Here is a 19190-nt window from a genome sequence, read left to right as displayed (position 1 = left end):
ACATATGATTACCTAATGTTAAAAAATTAATAATTTATAAAATATTCCAAAAGTTTTTTTGGATGTATTAATTATACTAATTTTGAAGTTGGAGAATAGTAATTTTCAATAGATCAGTTTTTATTTTAAATTGTTTTAGCTGGCAAATCGAGAATAAATCAAAAATTTTCTAACTTATTAAGAAGGATCATTATTCTTTATTTTGGGATATAAATCATTAATATATAGCTTGAAGATGGTTTAATCTTTATTTTTTTAATAAATACTTAATGCTTCATTTACTAGGATTAATCCATTGCTAGGGATAAAGGTGAGCACATTTATAATCTATATTTGCTACTGTTTTATTTTTTACAAAAGCAGATTGTTTGCAGGAATAGATAATCTGTTTTCAGATAAAATAATTAGGCATCAACAATAATATCGCTGGCCGGTACACTTTGACAGGCAAGACACATACCAGGTTCACAAGAAGTTTGGTCGGTAAGAGAATTAACGATCCCCTCTTTTACTTTGATCGCACAACACCCGCACTGTCCTGCTCGACAACCACCGGCCATAGAAATATTGTGTTTCTCGCCTAACTGCAGCAATGTACCCGACGCCAGCGTCCATTGTACAGTTAACCCTGAACGTGCAAATACCACTTTGTGCTTAGATTTACGCGAGGTGATGCGCGGTGTGGGAGGAACAAACTGCTCTTTGTAAATATCGAAAGCAAATACACCTCGTTTTTGCAATCCTTCTTCAAGCGAATCAATCATTGGGGTAGGACCGCAAAGATAAAAACGAGCACGACCTTGGATCAGTTTTTCATCAAATAGTGAAGCAGTGATAAACCCTCTGTGATCGTAATCTTTTCCTCGTATGTCGATCGATAAAGGATTATCGTAAACGTTGATAATTTTTAGGCGCGTAAGCTGTCGTGCTAGAATTTGTAATTGACTTTTGAAAGCATGGTTTTGACTGTTGCCGTTACCATAGTAAAGCCACAAATCTGGTCCTTTTTTTGTTGGATCCAAGTATTTTAAATAGCTCATAAAAGGCGTGATTCCAATGCCGCCTGCAATCATCACCACTGGGGCAACACTTTCAGTGGGAATTATGAAGTTACCATTAGGTGCTGTTAACGTCACATTATCGCCCACTTGCAACTGTTGGTGAATAAATGATGACATAACCCCTTGCATTTGTAATTTTACAGATATTGTAAAATGCGCCTCATGACCTGGCGCATTACTTAGAGTGTAAGCGCGGCAAATACCTTCAGGCTTGTCTCTTGGAAAAACCCGAAGAATCACAGCCTGGCCGGCTTGCCAACTCAAAGGCTGTTTATTGTCTACAGGGATAAAGCTGATGCTGCGTACATCTGATGTTTCTTCAATAATACGACTTACAATAAATCGACGTTCCCCTTTCCATGCAAGTGCATCTCCTAGTTTGTCCACGGTACAGTGCATTGTCCGCATAGGTACTGAGCCGCTGAGATTGTCAACAGTTTGATAATTAAGCAACGCATTATAATTACTATTATTTTGTCCAATAATGGGAAGTTCGGATTTGTTTAAGTCATGACAACCTTGCCACCAACCATATTCTGCGATCACTACATCGTTGTGAATTGCATCATCGATTTTGGCTCTAAAGTGTGCTTGACCTGCAGGCGTTTTGACTTCTATCCAATCTTTATTATCAATACCCCTATCCTTGGCAATTGCCCGACTGATAATTGCTTGAGGATCAGGCGATTTTCGGCGTAAACTAACCAAATTACGGTGTTGACTGTGACAAAATAGAGCATTCTTCATAGTAGTCAAACGCAGTGGAAAGTTATCTTTTTTTGAAGGTTCTTCAGTAAATTGAGGAACCGGAGAATAGCCATGTCGTAGGAGGCGTTCGCTATAAATTTCCACCTTACCCGTTTCAGTGGCAAAACCTCTTGGTTTACCGTTCAAACCATCATGTAAAGCATATTTTTTTTCACGATTGATAACATGAGTAGTAATCCCACCAGGTTGCGCACGCAGCATCTCGAGCGTGAGTCCGGACGGTTGCAAAATATAATTAAATCCAGCGTCGATATCCCCATAGAAAAAATGATCACTCATTCCCATTTTACAGGCTAATCGAAACACGATTTCGTAATCAGCCAATGACTCACCTTGTGGAGCAACCAATCGGGGGCGTAACTGAACGTGTGCATCAGCTCGTTCAGAAATTTCAAAACCAATTTTCAGTGCTTCGTGCTCCCAAAGAGTGCTGGCGGGCAGTAAAATATCAGCAAATCGTGATGTAGGGGTAACAAAGTGATCGCAATGAACATGAAACTCAAGGTGTTTTAACGCAGTAATGGCGGTATTCACGTTGCCATGAGCCAACAGCATATTTGAACCAAAACAAACGAGGCCCCTTACCTTATAAGGCTTATGTTCTAATATGGCCCTATGTAAATCTGCAGTGGAAATGTAGCCGCTGGCTGGTGGTCCCAGCGGACGTTCTTTAAGTCCCAACGCTTTTTTTTGTTGTTCTTCAGAGAGTAACGATAATAAATTTACAGCATTATAAGGTGGTTTTGCGTAAATTCGATTGCTTCCAATGGTATCGAAGGCCCCGGTTAATGCATACAAAATGGCAATTGCGCGTTCTGTTTGGGTAGCGTTTCGGCTTTGAGCAATGCCTACCCAAGCATGGTATGCGATGCGTGAAGCATTATGTATTAGATTTAGCGCAGCTTGTTGTTTTTCTATTGTGATACCAGTTATTGCATGAACGCGTTTGGGGGTATATTGGGCAACGGCTTGGCGTAAAATCTCCAATGCAGGTGTAAACTCAACGGTTTCCCCGTTGATAAGAGTGAGTGAGTAACAACCTGACAGTGCAGCACGTTGGTAAAAAACCTCATCGCCGATCACGGTATCAGTACAGGGACGGATTAGGTTATCTATATTATCCCAAAGCAAATAGTGGTTAGTTAAGGAATTTGATATAATATCCCGTTCACGTAGCAGAAGCCCTGTTTTTTTATTTACGAGTAAAGGAGCATTAGTCCAGGTTCTAACAAAAATTTCATGATACCCTTTATCCAACATTTGACGAATAAGCCCCATAGCAAGGACTATGTCAGTACCCGGATTCAGGTTAAGCCAGACTTCTGCTTCACGGGCAAGTTCCGTATGGCGAGGGTCAATGACTATCATTTTAGCCCCTTTTTTGCGTCCCTCTCCAATAGCATTAGCCTGCGCCAGCCACGTAGCTGCAGGATTGTTGCCCCATAAAATAATTAGCTCTGCGTTGCTGTAATCAGCAGCAGGTGTAATACAACCAAAAGTAAACGTGTGAGCAGTATCTTTATACCAGTTACACACTTCGGTGCTGTAACATGTATTGGGACTGCCATAGAGACGAATAAAACGCTCAATCCACTCAACGCTATCGACAATTGGTGTGCCGCTAGGAGTTGTAACACCAAATGCTACAGATTCAGCTCCAGTTTCCGTTTTGAATTGTGTGAGTTTACAAGCAATTTCATTTAACGCTTCTTCCCAACTAATGCGTTTCCAACCTGGATCGTTTGCTCCTTTTGGTTGGGTTCGGCGCAGTGGCCATAGGACACGACTTTCGTTATAAATCAGTTCTGGCGCTGCCTTACCTTTTAAGCAAACTGCTCCTCCTGTTGGATGATCTTTGTTTGGGCGAACGGATAGTAGTCGGCCATCAATGATTTCATTCAAAGTACCGCAACGCGAACGACAAAGTGCGCAGTAACCAGGAACAAGATGTTCAGACATACCAATTACTCCTGTATTTGAACCAGTAAAGCAAAAAACCTGGCAAGGATACTCGAACATATTCTCTGGCAGGATAACGCAGTTTTTTCAGAAAGTTAATTCTCTAAAACATTAAAAATATTGTAAACAAAATGGGATGTGGATCGATATTTATCAAGAGTGGCTTTTTATAAAATATCTTAAATGCAGTTTATTATGATTAAAATTATTTTTTTATGTCAGATCTATTAGAAATTACTATTAAAAAATGGCTTCTGTGTTTTTAGAGCGGAGTATTAGCATCCAACAAACTTTTATTTGTTTGCCCAAGAATTAAGTCAACTGCACTCTGTTCTGAATAGCAATTCATGAAAATTTAAATGAATTCATACTTATACCTTACATCTATCATTATAAAAGAAAATCTGTACAAATAGTGTGTCGAATAAGTTCAAAAATTCATTTAAATCCTATATAATTACGTTAAGGTTGATGAAACGTAATGATGAATATCGTCAATACACTCAACTAATGAATAAACCCGTTTAACTTAATTAGGATAATGCATTTTATGAGCTCTAATACAAATCAAGAAGAACACCATCAATTTAGTGCTGAAGTTGAGCGTTTGATGGATTTGGTCGTCCACGCCCTTTATTCAGAAAGAGAAATTTTTTTAAGAGAATTGATCGCTAATGCCGCAGATGCCATCGATCGAAGACGTTTTGAAGCATTAACGAATGAAACATATGCCCTGCCGACTTCGCCTCAGATTAGGTTGTTCATTGATAAAGATTCTAGATTGCTTACGCTAAGCGATGACGGAATTGGCATGACTAAAGAAGAACTTATCAACAATTTAGGCACAATTGCTCGTTCGGGTACCCGAGCTTTTGAAAAACAGCTTAAAGATGCCAAGCCAGAAGATCGGCCAACGTTAATTGGACAATTTGGGGTAGGATTTTATTCTGCTTTTATGGTTGCGGATAAAGTTGAAGTCTCTTCTCGTCATGCTGGTTCGGACGAGGCTTGGATATGGACGTCAGAAGGCAAGGGTCAGTATAGTCTTATAAAAGCAGAACAAGAACACGTAGGAACGAATATTGTTTTGCACATTAAAAGTGATGCAGACGAATATTTAGAAAGTTTCCGCTTGGAAAGTATTATTCGTAAGTGGGCGGATCATATCGCTTGGCCTATTGTCATTAAACAAGACGATAAAGAAACAAATGCCAACGAAGGAACGGCGATTTGGAAAAAATCAAGAAGTGAGATCACGGACGAACAACTAGAAGATTTCTATCGTCATATAACGCATCTTTTTGATAAACCGTTGTCGACGTTGCTGTGGCATGCTGAAGGTGTATTCGAATTTACCGCGTTGTTGTTTATACCGGGTATGATTTCTCCTTTTCAGCCTGTTGATCAAGAAAGAAAAAGTAAAGTTCGATTGCACGTACGGCGTATGTTCATAACCGACGAAGCGGAACTGCTGCCCCCATGGTTACGGTTTGTTCAAGGTGTCGTTGATACGGAAGATTTACCTTTGAATGTGTCCAGAGAGATGCTGCAAAATACGCCCGTATTAGCCAGAATTCGTAAGGCGTTGACCAATCGTGTGCTAACAGAAATACAAAAACTTACAGAAAAAAGCGAAGATTTTGTTAAATTTTGGGGTTTATTTGGTGCAGTCATCAAAGAAGGGCTATGGGAACATAACGAACAGACGGAAGCGTTAAGTAAACTCTCTAGATTTTACTCTTCTTCAGTTGAAGGATTGACTACCTTGGCAGAGTATGTTTCCCGTATGAAAGAAAACCAAGAAGCTATCTATTACCTTGTTGGGGATTCTAAAGAAGTTCTCGAAACGTCACCTCAGCTTGAAGGGTTTAAACAACAGAATATTGAAGTGCTCCTTTTCACGGATGCTGTTGATGCGTTCTGGCCCGATCGCCTTGGTAAGTTTGACGACAAGCCTTTACGCAGCATTACGCGTGCTAAAGAAGATCTTCAAAAATTAATAGGGGATGTGGAAGTTGTTCATAATGAAGATGAAAATGCGCTCTTAACTAAAGTTCATGATGTTTTGAAAGACCAGGTCAGCGAAGTTCGGTTTACGCAAAGGTTGGTGGATAGTCCTGTTATTTTAGCGGCCAAAGATCAAGGACCAGATCTTCAAATGCAACGATTGATGCGTCGAAGCGATAAAACAATGCCGTTAACTCCCCCTATATTAGAACTGAATGCAGAACACAGCTGGATAAAATCATTAATACAAAAACTTAAATCGGGTAAGTCTATTGAAGATGAAGCGTTTATATTATTGGATTTAGCACGTGTTCAAGATGGTGAAATGCCAACAAATCCTACGCATTTTGCTCGTCGTATTGCTTCCATGTTAACCTGACCTGAGGGAAGAATTTAAATGCTGTGCATTAACAAAAAAACAGATGTTTTAATTGTTGTTGATGTACAGAACGATTTTCTTGAAAACGGAGTACTATCGATTAATGACAGCAATCAAATTATTTCTGTTATTAATCGATTGATGACCTATTTTTTTGATTGGTCTGTTGCTACGCAAGATTGGCATCCAAAAGATCACAAATCTTTTATTTGCAATCAAACAAATCGAAAAAAATATGATGACTTTGATTTTAATTATAGATCGCCAATGCTTTGGCCAAGACATGCCGTACAAAACACGGCAGGAGCTGAATTTCCTAAAGAATTAAAACAAGAATATTTCAAGTTAATTGTTCGCAAAGGGTGGCGAAAAGATATGGATAGTTACTCTGCGTTCTACGAAAACGATAGAAAAACGTCTACTGGCCTTTTAGGGTGGATGCATGAAATCAATTGTAAAAGAATTTTTTTCACTGGGCTGGCGGAAAATTATTGTGTTGCTTATTCTGCTATAGATGCTGTCAAGGCTGGATTTATAATGTATATTATTTCAGATGCTACCAAACCTATAGAAAATACTCTAAAAAACAGTCATTCTGAGGCTATTTCTAGACAACATTTACAAGATCTAGGGGTGATTTATATATCTTCTATGGACATCACTTTATAACTGTTTCAATAACTTTTGGTAAATTATATGTTTTTTGATTTCTCATTTTTAAATCAACATCTTTAATAGTTTTGTATTTTTAAGCGGTTAAATCGTAGTAGAATTAAAGATAATCTAAACCAATATCAATAATTGGTGCACTGTGCGTGATCCAGCCAACCGAAATAAAATCTACACCGCTCTCAGCAATTATAGCAGCGCTTTGAATATTTATACGTCCAGAGGCTTCGGTAATGGCTTTTCCATTGACCATTTGAACGGCCTCTTTTAATTGCTCAGGTGACATATTATCCAGTAAAATAACATCCACACCTACAGATAAAGCTTCTTTCAGTTGTTCGAGCGTATCCACTTCAATTTCGATCTTAACCATATGTCCGGAGTGTTTTTTAACTTTTTTCAAGGCTTTGGTAACGCTTCCAGTAACAGCAATATGATTATCTTTGATTAAAATTCCGTCATACAGGGCAAAACGATGATTCATTCCACCACCACATCGAACTGCATATTTTTCTAAGAGTCTTAGACCCGGTGTGGTTTTTCGTGTACACACAACTTTGGTTTTTGTATGTGCAATTGATTGAACAATTTTATTGGTAATACTGGCAATTCCAGATAAATGGCACATGAAATTAAGTGCTGTTCTCTCAGCAGTCAGCAGCGAACGGGTTGGCCCTTCTATTGTCGCAATAATTTCATTTGGCTTTAAAGCTTCACCATCCTTTTTTAAACTATGGAAAATACAGCCCTTACTTACACATTGAAAAGTTAATTGGGCAATTTGAACGCCCGATAAAATACCGTGCTGTCTTGATACCATAAAAACCTTAGAATGATGGTTTTCAGGAATGACCAATTGACTCGTAATATCACCAGCAAGGCCCAAGTCTTCGTTCAAAGCATTTTTAATAAGAGGTTCAACGAGAAAATTTTGAAGTAATGGAAGTGACATGAAAACCTCATGAAATTATGATTGAACTAAGCATAAATTTTAGCAATATTCATACAAAGTTCAAAGGTTAAATGAGAACGCACTGCAAATCGAATTGAAGCTGGAAAATCTTCTCGAAAATGGGCTCCTCGGGATTCTTTTCGAAGCAACGCACTCACTGCAATCATTAGAGAAACTTTTGCAGGATTAGAAAAAGGTTCACGCGCTAAAAAATAACGTATCGCTTTTATGATCCCTTCTTCATGACGGATAATTCCTAAGCAGGATTGCATCATATCTTGTGAAGCTCTACAAATATATGATTTATTAGCAATGGTTTTCTTTGGCAGGATTTCAATAGCATAAGGAGCGATGTTCATCGTTTTCAAGCACAAAGCAGTGTTAATTGCCATAACGCAAGCCTCTAGCAAGGAATTGCTTGCCAATCGATTGGCGCCATGTAAGCCTGTTGAAGCACATTCTCCCACTGCCCACAACCCATTAACAGAGGTCTGACCGTTAAGAGTCGTTGTTATTCCCCCCATGTGAAAATGTTCAACAGGTTGAATAGGAATGAGTTGACGTCGTGGATCAATATTGGATTGAACACAAATTTGAAATATTGATGGAAATTTTTGTGGAAAATGTTTTCCTATCGCTTTTCGAGCATCAAGATAAACCTTATGTCCCTTTGCATATTGCGCAGCAACCGCGCGAGCAACAATATCTCTAGGCGCTAGTTCTTGCCCATCTATTTGTTCAAGGAAACGTTCGTTATGTTCATTAACTAGCAAAGCGCCTTCCCCCCTAACGGCTTCACTAATTAAAGCTTTGGGAAGTCGAGAGTCATTGAGACCCGTAGGGTGAAATTGGACGAATTCAAGATCAGAAAATAATGCCCCTACCTCAGCAGCCAAAGCCAATCCAATTCCAAAATTATTTTTTGGATTGGTGCTGTCGCTATACAACGCTCCAATACCACCTGTTGCGAGTACAATATGGTTACATTCAAATAATAGCGTTTGATGTTCTCGGATTAGAATTCCACTGTGAACAGAATTATTATTACAAAATATTTTTTCTAGGCTACATTGTTCATAAACTTGAATGCTTGGCGTTTGTCTTACTTTTTGTTTGAGTTGATCTATAATATTTTTTCCGCTCTGATCCCCCTTGATACGATGTACTCGACGTATACTATGGGCAGCCTCTAAGCTTAAATTCGGATGGTTATTGTTATCTTTATCGAAGTTAACTCCGTATTTCTCTAACGTCTTAATTGCCAGGTCACCCATGGCGGTGATACGTTTGACAATTTCTTTATCGCATAGTCCTACCCCTGCCTTTAACGTATCGTGAAGATGAAGTTCTGGAGTATCCTCGCCCCAATAGGCTGCGGCTATACCCCCTTGAGCCAACATCGAAGACGTATTTTCACCCAAGAAGCCTTGAGTAATAAGAATTACTGGAAGTGGGGAAAGTTCCAAGGCTGTCATTAAGCCTGCAATACCACTGCCCACGACCATAACACAATTTAAGGGTCGCTCACCTTTCATGCATTAAGCATTCTTTTGATGGATAAGCGCGCTTTGTCTGCAATAATTGGGTCAATGTGCACTTCGTATTGATCGTATTCTAGGGTATCCAAAATATTATCAAGGGTAATGCGCTGCATATGAGGGCATAAATTACATAAACGAATAAAGTTAATATGGGGATATGAAATAGCCAAATTATCGCTCATGGAACATTCAGTTAAAAGAATGACGTCATTTGCCCTTTTTTGATCCATAAATTCTGCCATTTCTGCAGTCGATCCAGAAAAGTCAGCTAATTGAGTTACCTCAGGCGGACACTCGGGATGTGCCAAAATTTTAGCCTCGGGATGATCTGCACGCATACGATGAATGTCTTCGCATGTGATACGTTCATGAACTTGGCAATGTCCTTTCCATGGTATGATCGTAACATCGGTTGCTTTAGCCACATTACGCGCCAGATATTCATCAGGTATCATAATAACTTTGGGCACACCAAGAGATTCGACAATTTTTTTGGCGTTACCAGAAGTACAACAGATATCAGATGCTGCTTTGACTGAGGCAGAGGTATTAACATACGTAATAATGGGAATCCCTGGATACAATATCCGTAAGGATTCAACGTCACTGGCAGTAATTGATTCCGCCAGTGAACAGCCTGCTTGTAAATCAGGTATAAAGACAGTTTTTTCTGGATTAAGGAGTTTGGCAGTTTCTGCCATGAAATGTACGCCAGCTAAAACAATAATATCCGCTTGTACTTTTTCAGCTTCTCTGGCTAAGGCCAAGCTATCGCCCACAATATCGGAAACAGTATGAAATATTTTTGGCGTTTGATAGTTATGTGCCAGAATTACAGCATTTTTCTCACGTTTAAGTGTCTGTATACGCTTTATTTTTTGGGAAAGACCTATACGCTCTTTTTTCGGTAAGTAAGACTTTGAGAAGTCAAAATAGTGTTCGGCTCGAGTAACTTGCATTATCATCTCCATTATACTCAATTTGAGTATATATAGTAATTACAATAGACATGATAACGGTATGTGTCAATTCAAATTGTTTTTAAATAAAGGCAACTTTGATCCAGAAAGTGCTCTCTCATCCATCACAGATCTACGATAGGTAAACAGTTTGGCAGGTCTTCCTCTGGATTCATTTTCATATCCACCCGTTTCTTCTATCAAACCTTGTTGCTCAATCATTCTACGAAAGTTAGATTTATGTAACGTCTGACCGATCAATCCTTCAACATTTCGTTGCAATTGTAATAAAGTAAATTGTTCAGGCATTAATTCAAAAACAACAGCTTTATATTTGATTTTGGCTCGTAACCGAGCAATTGCCGTGGCAAGTATACGTCGGTGATCGGCAAACATGGGCTCACCCGTTTGCAACGTGCTACCAGATTCAAAAACCAGACCCGCTTCGAAGAGAAGTTCATAGCGTTGCAAAATAAGATCTTCATTCCAATGATAATGATCCATACCAAATAAAAACGCAATTCGTTTGTGTTGTACTAAAGTTAACCCCTCCTTTGTGTTTGCCCAGTGCAGTAAATGTTTTATCAATATTTCTATTATTTCTGGTTTGCCTCTTCTCCAATCTTCCCAAGGAAAATGACGATACCAGTCATGCCATTGTATTAATTTTTTATTAATTTGATGTTGTCTCACCAGTCCTAAATAGCTTATTGAAATTGTACGTACTTCTGGATGATCAGGAATACGGTTACGGTCCGCAAACGTGTACAGTTGTTCCAAAAAACCAATGGGATGTTGCGTTTGTTTACGAATCCAGTCCCGTAATCCTGCCTGTAAATTTTTATGGCTTAGCTCAAAAGGTCCTGAGGGTAGTTTCGAACCGTTATCAATCGTCATAACGCACGGTTTATCGCCAATAAAGGCCACCAATACTGCTATAAGCTCAGTTTGGTTTAATACGATATCGCTTTTACCTTGATCATTCATAAGAACTATATAATTTTTTACGTAGAGTTAGAAAAAAAGTGTCTCTATCACGTTTAGCATAGGTTTCAATTAATCAATGTGACTCTAATCAATTTCGTAGGGTGTAAAACAGAAATACAGAGTGTTTATTATAAAATTTTTATCAAAAAATAATAAAACTTTATAGTTAACAAATTATAATCATTATTTTTTTTGGGCTGGATAAAAGCAATGCTCTTTTTGTGGAAATTGTCTTGATTTTACTTCTTTTGCGTATGTAGAAATAGCTTTGTCCATTTCGCTTCCAAGTTCTGCGTATTTTTTAACAAATTTTGGTTTAAAATTTTGAAAAATACCGAAAATATCGTCACAAACTAATATTTGTCCATCGCATTGCAGAGATGCCCCAATTCCAATGGTCGGTATTTCAAGTGTCTCGGTTATTCTTTGAGCAACAGGTTCTACAACACCTTCTAAAACAACAGCAAATGCACCCGCGTTGGCAACGGCTTTACCGTCGTTGATAATTTTATTAATTTGCAGATCATTTTTACCCGATATTTTATATCCACCCATGGTTTGAATGGTTTGTGGCATCAATCCAATATGACCGCAGACAGGAATACCTCTGTGCGTTAAAAATTCAATAGTGGCGGCCATTTCTTCTCCACCTTCTAATTTAACGGCATTTGCCCCAGTTTCTCTCAATAATCGTGATGCAGTTTGAAAGGCTTGTTGAGGCGTTTCTTGATAAGATCCAAAGGGCAAATCAATAACAATACAAGCTCGCTTAGATCCTCGAACAACGGCAGCACCATGAGCCACCATCATATCGACGGTTACGGAAAGCGTTGACGGTAAGCCATAAACAACCATACCAAGAGAGTCTCCAACGAGTATGAAATCAACATAAGGATCCATAATGGTGGCCTGAGAGGCGGTATAAGCTGTTAGACAAACAATAGGTTCTTTTCCTTTTTGGGATTGTATATCTGGTGCTGTTAGCCGTTTATAAGTAGTAATGTTCATGGTAAATACTTTTAATAGGTAATACAATTTAGTAAAATTTTACATAATTTCGGATCTTATTTTATATAAATATCAGAGATCTACTAACATTATAAATAAAATTATAATTAGTTTGATCTAATTTATTGAATGCGTACCTTGGTTACGAAATAAGTTCAACATTACCATTGTTCAATTTTTTCTATACCCTTAATAACTTTAATATGTTGTACAAAAACAGGGGAAATGTTATAGGTTTTAGGTAAAAGTATCTCGACTTCTTTAAAATCTTTGCAGTGAGGAATTAATGTGATTTTTCCATTCCCTAGTTCGCCTCGCTTTAATAATTCAGCCAATTGTTGAACAGTGTGTAAGTCACGAACCCAAATTTTTAAATTCCCAACAAGATTTGTTGTTGCTTTTTCAAGGCTTTCGGCATGTTGCCCTGTAATTCTAAGATTATCTTCATCCAGTCGTAAATCAACCGTAATTACAACCAGTTGACCAGCTTTTAATACGTCACGATACCGACCAAGGGCCTCTGAGAAAAATGTTACTTCACAAGCACCACTTTTGTCAGATAGTCCTATCCATGCCATTTTAGTCCCTTTACGGGTAGGACGTTCTTTACAATTTAAAATATAGCCAGCTATTTTTACTCTTGTCTCACCATTGCGCGCCAAAAGGTCCAGTTGGTTTACAGAATAAATCTGGATTTTTTTGAGCAGCATTTCAAAAGAATCTAGAGGATGGGCAGTCATATGATAGCCAATAGCTTCAGCTTCCATCGTTAACCGTTCAATTTCTGGCCATTCCGATTGATTGGATAATTTTAATGATTCGGTATTGGTTGCTTCTGAACCAAATAGCCCAATTTGGCCACTCTCTTTTTCAGTTTGTCGCGCTTGTGCTCTTTTTAATATGATTTCGGCAGACGCAAAAACTTTGTGTCGGTTGGATTCTAGCGAATCAAAGACACCTGCTTTTGCTAAGAATTCCAACTGACCCTTATTAAGCATTTGGTAATTGGCTCGTTCTGCAAAATCCACCAAATTAGCAAAAGGTTTGTCAGCTCTAACCGTTTCAATGGCTTCCATAGCGGCTTTACCTGCCCGTTTGATGGCAGCTAGAGCATAACGTATGGCATAGGACCCATCCGGTTGACGCTCCGTTAAAAAATCTGCTGCGGATTTATTGATATCTGGAGGAAGTACGTTGATGTGTATTCGTTCGGCTTCTTGTCGTAAAAAAGCCAATTTATCTGTTTTTTCGAGCGCCAAGGACATGCATGCAGCAAAAAAAGCGACAGGATGGTTTGCTCTCATCCATGCCGTTTGATACGAAACAATGGCATAGGCAGCCGCATGGGATTTATTAAATCCATAGTCTGCAAATCGCGCCATGAGGTCAAAAATTTCTAACGCTTTTGATTTAGAAATGCCGTTTTTGATGGCTCCATCTGTAAATATTTTACGTTGTTGATCCATTTCAGAGCGTATTTTTTTTCCCATAGCTCTGCGTAATAAATCCGCAGCACCTAGACTATAGTTGGCTAACTCTTGGGCAATTTGCATAACTTGTTCTTGATAAACCATTATACCATAAGTTTCTTCAAGAATTGACCTTAGTTTTTCGTGAGGGGGCTCCCAAGGTTCGCCATGTTTTCTCCGACAATAATCGGGGATATTGGCCATAGGGCCCGGTCTATATAACGCAACAGCGGCAATTAAATCTTCAATTCTAGTTGGTTGCATTTGCTTAAGGACATCCCGCATTCCTGCCCCTTCAAATTGAAACACGCCTCCGGATTCACCCCTGCTTAGCATTTCATAAGTTTTTTTATCGTCAAGAGGTATATCTGCAAGATTAATAACAATCGCCTGTTTTTTTAAGATATCTACTGCTTTTTTTAGGATGGTGAGCGTGGTTAGCCCCAAAAAATCGAATTTAACCAAACCAATTTGTTCCACAAATTTCATGTTGTATTGCGTAACAAGTACATTACTTTTTGGGTCTCGATATAAAGGTACCAGTTCAACCAAAGGTCTGTCGCCTATAACCACTCCTGCAGCGTGTGTGCCTGCATGTCGGTATAATCCTTCAAGTTGGAGGGCAACCTCTATTAATTTTTTAATAGTATCGTCGGTATCCCTCATTTCTTTTAATCTGGGCTCCGATTCAATGGCTTGTCCCAAATTTAATGGTTTAGCAGGATTATTGGGTATAAGCTCTGCAACTTTATTAACCAATCCAAACGGAAGCCCCAATACTCTTCCGACGTCTCTTATAACTGCCCTCGCTTGTAACTTACCGAATGTTATAATCTGAGCAACCTGGTCATGCCCATACGCTTGGCGAACGTAATCAATAACTTCATCCCTTCTATTTTGACAAAAATCAATATCAAAATCAGGCATAGAAACGCGTTCTGGATTTAAAAAGCGTTCAAATAAAAGATTAAACGGTAATGGATTAAGATCTGTAATAGTTAGAGCCCAGGCTACTAAGGAACCGGCTCCTGACCCTCTTCCTGGACCTACAGGAATATCTTGTTGTTTTGCCCATTGTATGAAGTCTGCAACAATTAAAAAATAGCCAGAAAATCCCATATTGTTTATAATGGATAATTCATAGGTTAAACGATCGTAATAGATTCGTTCTTTGTCCTTGCTCAAATTAGGGCAAGCGGATAAGCGTATTTTCAGTCCAGATTTTGCCATTGTTTTTAGCGTTTCTTCTGCTGTCATACCTTCTTGGATTTTACGGCTATGAGGCAACATTGGGTTACGCGTTTCTATTCTAACGGCGCAACGCTTAGCAATTTCGATTGTATTAGAAATTGCTTCGGGTAAATCACTAAACAGCTTGGACATCATTTCTGGGGTCTTAAACCAATGTTCAGCTGTGACTCGCCAGCGATCTTGCACATCCACTGTGCAACCTTGTGCAATACAAATTAAAGCATCATGTGCTTCGTATAATTCTGGAGTTGAAAAAAAGCATTCGTTTGTGGCTACCAAGGGGAAACCAAACGAATTTGCCAGATTGATAACTCCTGCTTCAACTGATTTTTCTATAGCAAATCCGTGTCGGTTGAGTTCAACAATAACTCGATTTGGAAAGGCTTTTGCCCATTTCTCAACTAAATGTCGTGCATGTTTTTCTTGTCCTTGTGAAAAAAGCTCATACAATGGGCCTCTATTTCCCCCTGTGAGAAGAAGCAATCCTTCTGAATGATCACAAAGTGTATCTAGAGACACCATGGGATTTGATGTATCGCTTTTGAGAAAACCTTCTGAGGAAAGGTATTGAAGATTTAATAAACCCTTTTTATTTTGTGCCAATAAAACAATAGGCCAGTTGATCGAATGGTCTTCAACAGTATAGGTAGAAGGAAAACCAATTTGCGACCCTATAATGGGTTGTATTCCATTCTCAACGCATGTTTTTGAAAACTCTAACGCGCCGAATAAATTTCCTGTATCTGTTATCGCCAGTGCAGGCATCTGCATTTTTTTTGCTAGCTCAACGATTTTAGATATTTTCATTGCACCCTGGCTTAAAGAGTAAGAAGAGTGATTACGCAGATGTACGAAGAGCGAATGGGGCATTAAAAAGACCTAACAGGTTTATGCGTTTGTCCTAGGGATATATAGGAACGATTTTTCCCTCTTTAAGAGTTACCACACGATCCATCTTGGCGGCTAAGGCTTGATTATGGGTGACAATAAGAGCAGACAAATTTTCATTTCGTACCACATGCATTAATAAATCAAAGACTTCATCGGATGTTTTTTCATCGAGATTACCCGTTGGTTCATCCGCAAGAAGAATGTAGGGAGTGTTCACGAGTGCACGTGCAATAGCAACTCTTTGTTTTTCACCTCCCGACAATTTACCAGGGGAATGCGTTAGTCGGTGGTTTAAATGAAATTTTTTTAACCATTCTGCGGCTTTCGCTAAGGCTATTTTTTTTGGTGTTTTTTTAATAAGTTGAGGCAAAGCAACATTTTCCAATGCGGAAAATTCAGGTAATAAATGATGAGATTGATAGACAAATCCTAAATGATTTAATCGTATAAAGGTGCGTTCTTTGTCACTTAATTTTGATGTGTCTTTATTATTTATTTGTATTGTGCCTGAAATTGGTTTCTCAAGAAGGCCAGCAACGTGTAAAAACGTTGACTTACCCGTTCCTGATGGAGCGACTAATGCGACAATTTCCCCATTGTAGAGGGTGAAATCGGCTTCTTTAAGAATTTCAACAAATTCTCCTCCATTCTTGTAAGACACTTTGATTTTAGTTAATTCAAGAATGGCACTCCGACTATTCATGTCTTAATGCCTCGACGGGATCAGTTCTTGCAGCTTTCCATGAAGGATATAAAGTCGCAAGTAGAGATAAGCTTAAAGCCATTAGCACCACTTGCACAACATTAAACCAATCAAGTTTAGTTGGTAAATGTTCCAAATAATATACCTCAGGATTAAAAAGATTGGTCCCAGTTAAGGTTTGTAGTAATTGACGTATGTGTTCAATGTTTTTACAAAAGAGTATTCCAATGCATGTGCCCACTACTGTACCCGTAATGCCAACTGAAGCACCGCACATTAAAAAGATTCTCATAATGGCACCTTGCGATGCCCCTATTGTTCTTAGGATTGCAATATCACGCGTTTTATCTTTGACCATCATAATGAGCGAAGAGATGACATTGAAAGCAGCAACAAGTATGATGAGTGTCAATATCAAAAACATTACATTTTGTTCAACTTTCACGGCTCCGAAAAAAGCGTTATTGCTTTGGGTCCAATCAATAAACCTTAACGAATCTTGATCGAATTTTTGTTCAAGTAAATGAGTAGTTTCCTGAACACGCGTTGGATCATCAGTTGAAATTTGTATGCCGGTTACAGTATTTCCGACTTGAAGAAATTTTTGTGCAGTAGATAGAGGTAAAAAAACGTAACTGGAATTATACTCATGCATTCCAGTATCAAAGATTCCTACGACGGTGTAAGACTTAATTCTTGGAATGGTTCCCATAACGGTTGCCGATCCATCAGGTGATAATAATGTAATTTTAGAGCCAATTGTCAGCCCTGCCTGCTCGGCCAATGTCTGACCGATGATAATGTGGTCCCCTGTAAATTCTTTTAATGAAATAGCATCTAAACTTTTGCTTACAATTTTAAGTTTTTTTAAGCCTTCTTCGGTCATCCCTCTGAGCATACCCCCTGAATTATAGGTATTTGCACTAAGTAAAACTTGGCCTTCAACAAAAGGAATAGCGGTTTGAACGTTTTTTATTTTTTCAAGTCGGTAAGAGAGCGCATCGTAATTTGAGATTGAACTTCGACCTTCGTCATTCATTTTTGCATAGGCGCTTAAGTCTCCATTCAGGCCGAGGATTCTTCCGAGCAAATCTGCCTTAAATCCATTCATGACCGCCATAACAACGATTAAAGTACCCACTCCAAGCGCAATACCAATTAAGGAAAAGATTGCTATTACAGAGACAAAACGCTCCCCTTTACGAGCTCTTAAATAACGTTTAGTTACGGTCCTTTCAAAGGAGTCAAACATTAAATCTTATCCTTGATAGGCTTGTATAAACTCATTGACGTGATCAATAGGTAATTCAAACCGTTCTCCTGATTTTCTACGTTTCAATTCTACGATGCCTTGCTTAATACTTCTAGGACCAACAATAATTTGCCAAGGATGCCCCATTAGGTCAGCATCATTGAATTTGGATCCGGCGCGTTCATCTCTATCGTCGTAAAGATAGCTATTGCTATTTGTCTGATAAAGTTGATCACACACTTCGTTACATTTTATATCTTTAACGCCAAGATTGATAATAACAGCCTGAAAAGGGGCAATCGCATCAGGCCATATAATACCCTTATCATCATGGGAAGATTCAATAACCGCACCTACTAATCTGGATATACCTATACCGTAAGAACCCATATGGGGATAAAATTTATTACTGTCGGGTCCTATTACAGATACATTCATGGATTTTGTATATTTGGTTCCGAAATAAAATATTTGTCCGACTTCAATGCCCCTACCCTCACAACGCTTATTTTGCGGCACTTTGTGCCATTTTTCTTGATCATGTTTTTCTTCCGTAGCCGCATAAAATTTTGTCATGCGTTTAAAAAATGTTTCAAGCGCATTTGTGTCTTGAATATCAATGGGTTGATCAAGCCAATTTTGTTGAGTGAAATCAGAGTCAAAATAGATCCCGCTTTCCCCTGTTGGGGCTAAGACGATAAATTCATGACTAAGGTCACCGCCAATAGGGCCTGTATCGGCCAGCATCGGGATAGCCTGAACACCTATTCTTTGAAAAGTTCTTAAATAGGCGATCATCATTTTATAATATGTAACCACAGCACTTTTATAATCTATGTCGAAACTGTAGCCGTCTTTCATAAAAAACTCTCTGGCACGCATAACACCGAACCGAGGACGAATTTCATCTCTGAACTTCCATTGCAATTGGTATAATAAAGTAGGAAGAGATTTATAAGACGTGACATGTTGATTAAAAATATCTGTAATCATTTCTTCATTGGTTGGTCCATACAGTAGATCGCGTTTATGTCTATCGACAATTCTTAACATTTCAGGCCCATAAGCATCATAGCGGCCAGAACGTTTCCATAGATCCGCAGATTGCAACGTTGGCATTAAAACTTCTTGAGCGAAAACCGCATTTTGCTCTTCTCTTACAATATTAGAAATATTATGAAGAACTTTAAGCCCTGTAGGTAGCCAAGCATATATACCTGAGGACATTTGTTTAATCATTCCTGCACGCAACATTAAACGATGTGAGGCGATTTGTGCCTCTGCTGGAACTTCTTTTAATGTAGGAAAAAAAGCTGAAGACAAACGCATAGATG

The 19190-nt window shown here is 38.7% G+C and carries 12 protein-coding genes; 2 read left to right on the top strand and 10 right to left on the bottom strand.

Annotated elements, in window-relative coordinates:
* Window positions 1-404 precede the first annotated feature (404 nt).
* Window positions 405-3788, bottom strand: coding sequence for a molybdopterin-dependent oxidoreductase (locus tag AABE15_RS02225; RefSeq protein WP_338329650.1), 3384 nt, complete (start codon window positions 3786-3788; stop codon window positions 405-407).
* Between the two features lie 550 nt (window positions 3789-4338).
* On the opposite strand from AABE15_RS02225, the gene htpG reads away from it, so the two are divergent.
* Window positions 4339-6174: a molecular chaperone HtpG gene (gene htpG / locus AABE15_RS02220; protein ID WP_338329649.1), complete on the top strand. Its 1836-nt coding sequence runs from the start codon at window positions 4339-4341 to the stop codon at window positions 6172-6174.
* 18 nt (window positions 6175-6192) lie between these two features.
* The gene (locus AABE15_RS02215; protein ID WP_338329648.1) at window positions 6193-6843 is read left to right on the top strand and encodes an isochorismatase family protein; all 651 of its coding nucleotides are present in this window, start codon (window positions 6193-6195) and stop codon (window positions 6841-6843) included.
* A gap of 103 nt (window positions 6844-6946) precedes the next feature.
* Here AABE15_RS02215 and nadC read toward each other — a convergent pair whose 3' ends face one another.
* The 9 genes from nadC to proS form a co-directional block, all read right to left on the bottom strand.
* The gene (gene nadC, locus AABE15_RS02210) at window positions 6947-7795 is read right to left on the bottom strand and encodes a carboxylating nicotinate-nucleotide diphosphorylase (RefSeq protein ID WP_338329647.1); all 849 of its coding nucleotides are present in this window, start codon (window positions 7793-7795) and stop codon (window positions 6947-6949) included.
* Between the two features lie 26 nt (window positions 7796-7821).
* Window positions 7822-9330, bottom strand: coding sequence for an L-aspartate oxidase (locus tag AABE15_RS02205; protein ID WP_338329646.1), 1509 nt, complete (start codon window positions 9328-9330; stop codon window positions 7822-7824).
* Window positions 9327-10307 carry a quinolinate synthase NadA gene (gene nadA / locus AABE15_RS02200; RefSeq protein WP_408870242.1) on the bottom strand — a complete coding sequence of 327 codons (981 nt, stop codon included), beginning with the start codon at window positions 10305-10307 and terminating at the stop codon, window positions 9327-9329. Before nadA ends, AABE15_RS02205 begins: the two co-directional genes overlap by 4 nt.
* 54 nt (window positions 10308-10361) lie before the next feature.
* Window positions 10362-11282 (bottom strand): NrtR DNA-binding winged helix domain-containing protein, encoded by a 921-nt coding sequence (locus tag AABE15_RS02195; protein WP_338329644.1) that lies wholly within the window; start codon window positions 11280-11282, stop codon window positions 10362-10364.
* 183 nt (window positions 11283-11465) lie between these two features.
* Complete coding sequence (gene panB / locus AABE15_RS02190) at window positions 11466-12290, bottom strand: 3-methyl-2-oxobutanoate hydroxymethyltransferase (RefSeq protein ID WP_338329643.1); 825 nt, start codon at window positions 12288-12290, stop codon at window positions 11466-11468.
* Window positions 12291-12451: 161 nt separating this feature from the next.
* Window positions 12452-15880, bottom strand: coding sequence for a DNA polymerase III subunit alpha (gene dnaE / locus AABE15_RS02185; protein WP_338329642.1), 3429 nt, complete (start codon window positions 15878-15880; stop codon window positions 12452-12454).
* Between the two features lie 31 nt (window positions 15881-15911).
* Entirely contained in the window at window positions 15912-16604 is a 693-nt protein-coding gene (locus AABE15_RS02180; RefSeq protein ID WP_338329641.1) for an ABC transporter ATP-binding protein, read from the bottom strand.
* Window positions 16597-17856 carry a lipoprotein-releasing ABC transporter permease subunit gene (locus AABE15_RS02175; protein WP_338329640.1) on the bottom strand — a complete coding sequence of 420 codons (1260 nt, stop codon included), beginning with the start codon at window positions 17854-17856 and terminating at the stop codon, window positions 16597-16599. Before AABE15_RS02175 ends, AABE15_RS02180 begins: the two co-directional genes overlap by 8 nt.
* Window positions 17857-17862: 6 nt before the next feature.
* Complete coding sequence (gene proS, locus AABE15_RS02170) at window positions 17863-19185, bottom strand: proline--tRNA ligase (RefSeq protein WP_338329639.1); 1323 nt, start codon at window positions 19183-19185, stop codon at window positions 17863-17865.
* Between the last annotated feature and the right edge of the window lie 5 nt (window positions 19186-19190).

Origin of the sequence: Commensalibacter sp. Nvir, from assembly GCF_963921845.1 — a bacterium.
GTDB lineage: Bacteria > Pseudomonadota > Alphaproteobacteria > Acetobacterales > Acetobacteraceae > Commensalibacter.
Note: the sequence above shows the minus strand (reverse complement) of the source record. Positions and strands in the feature narration are given on the sequence as shown.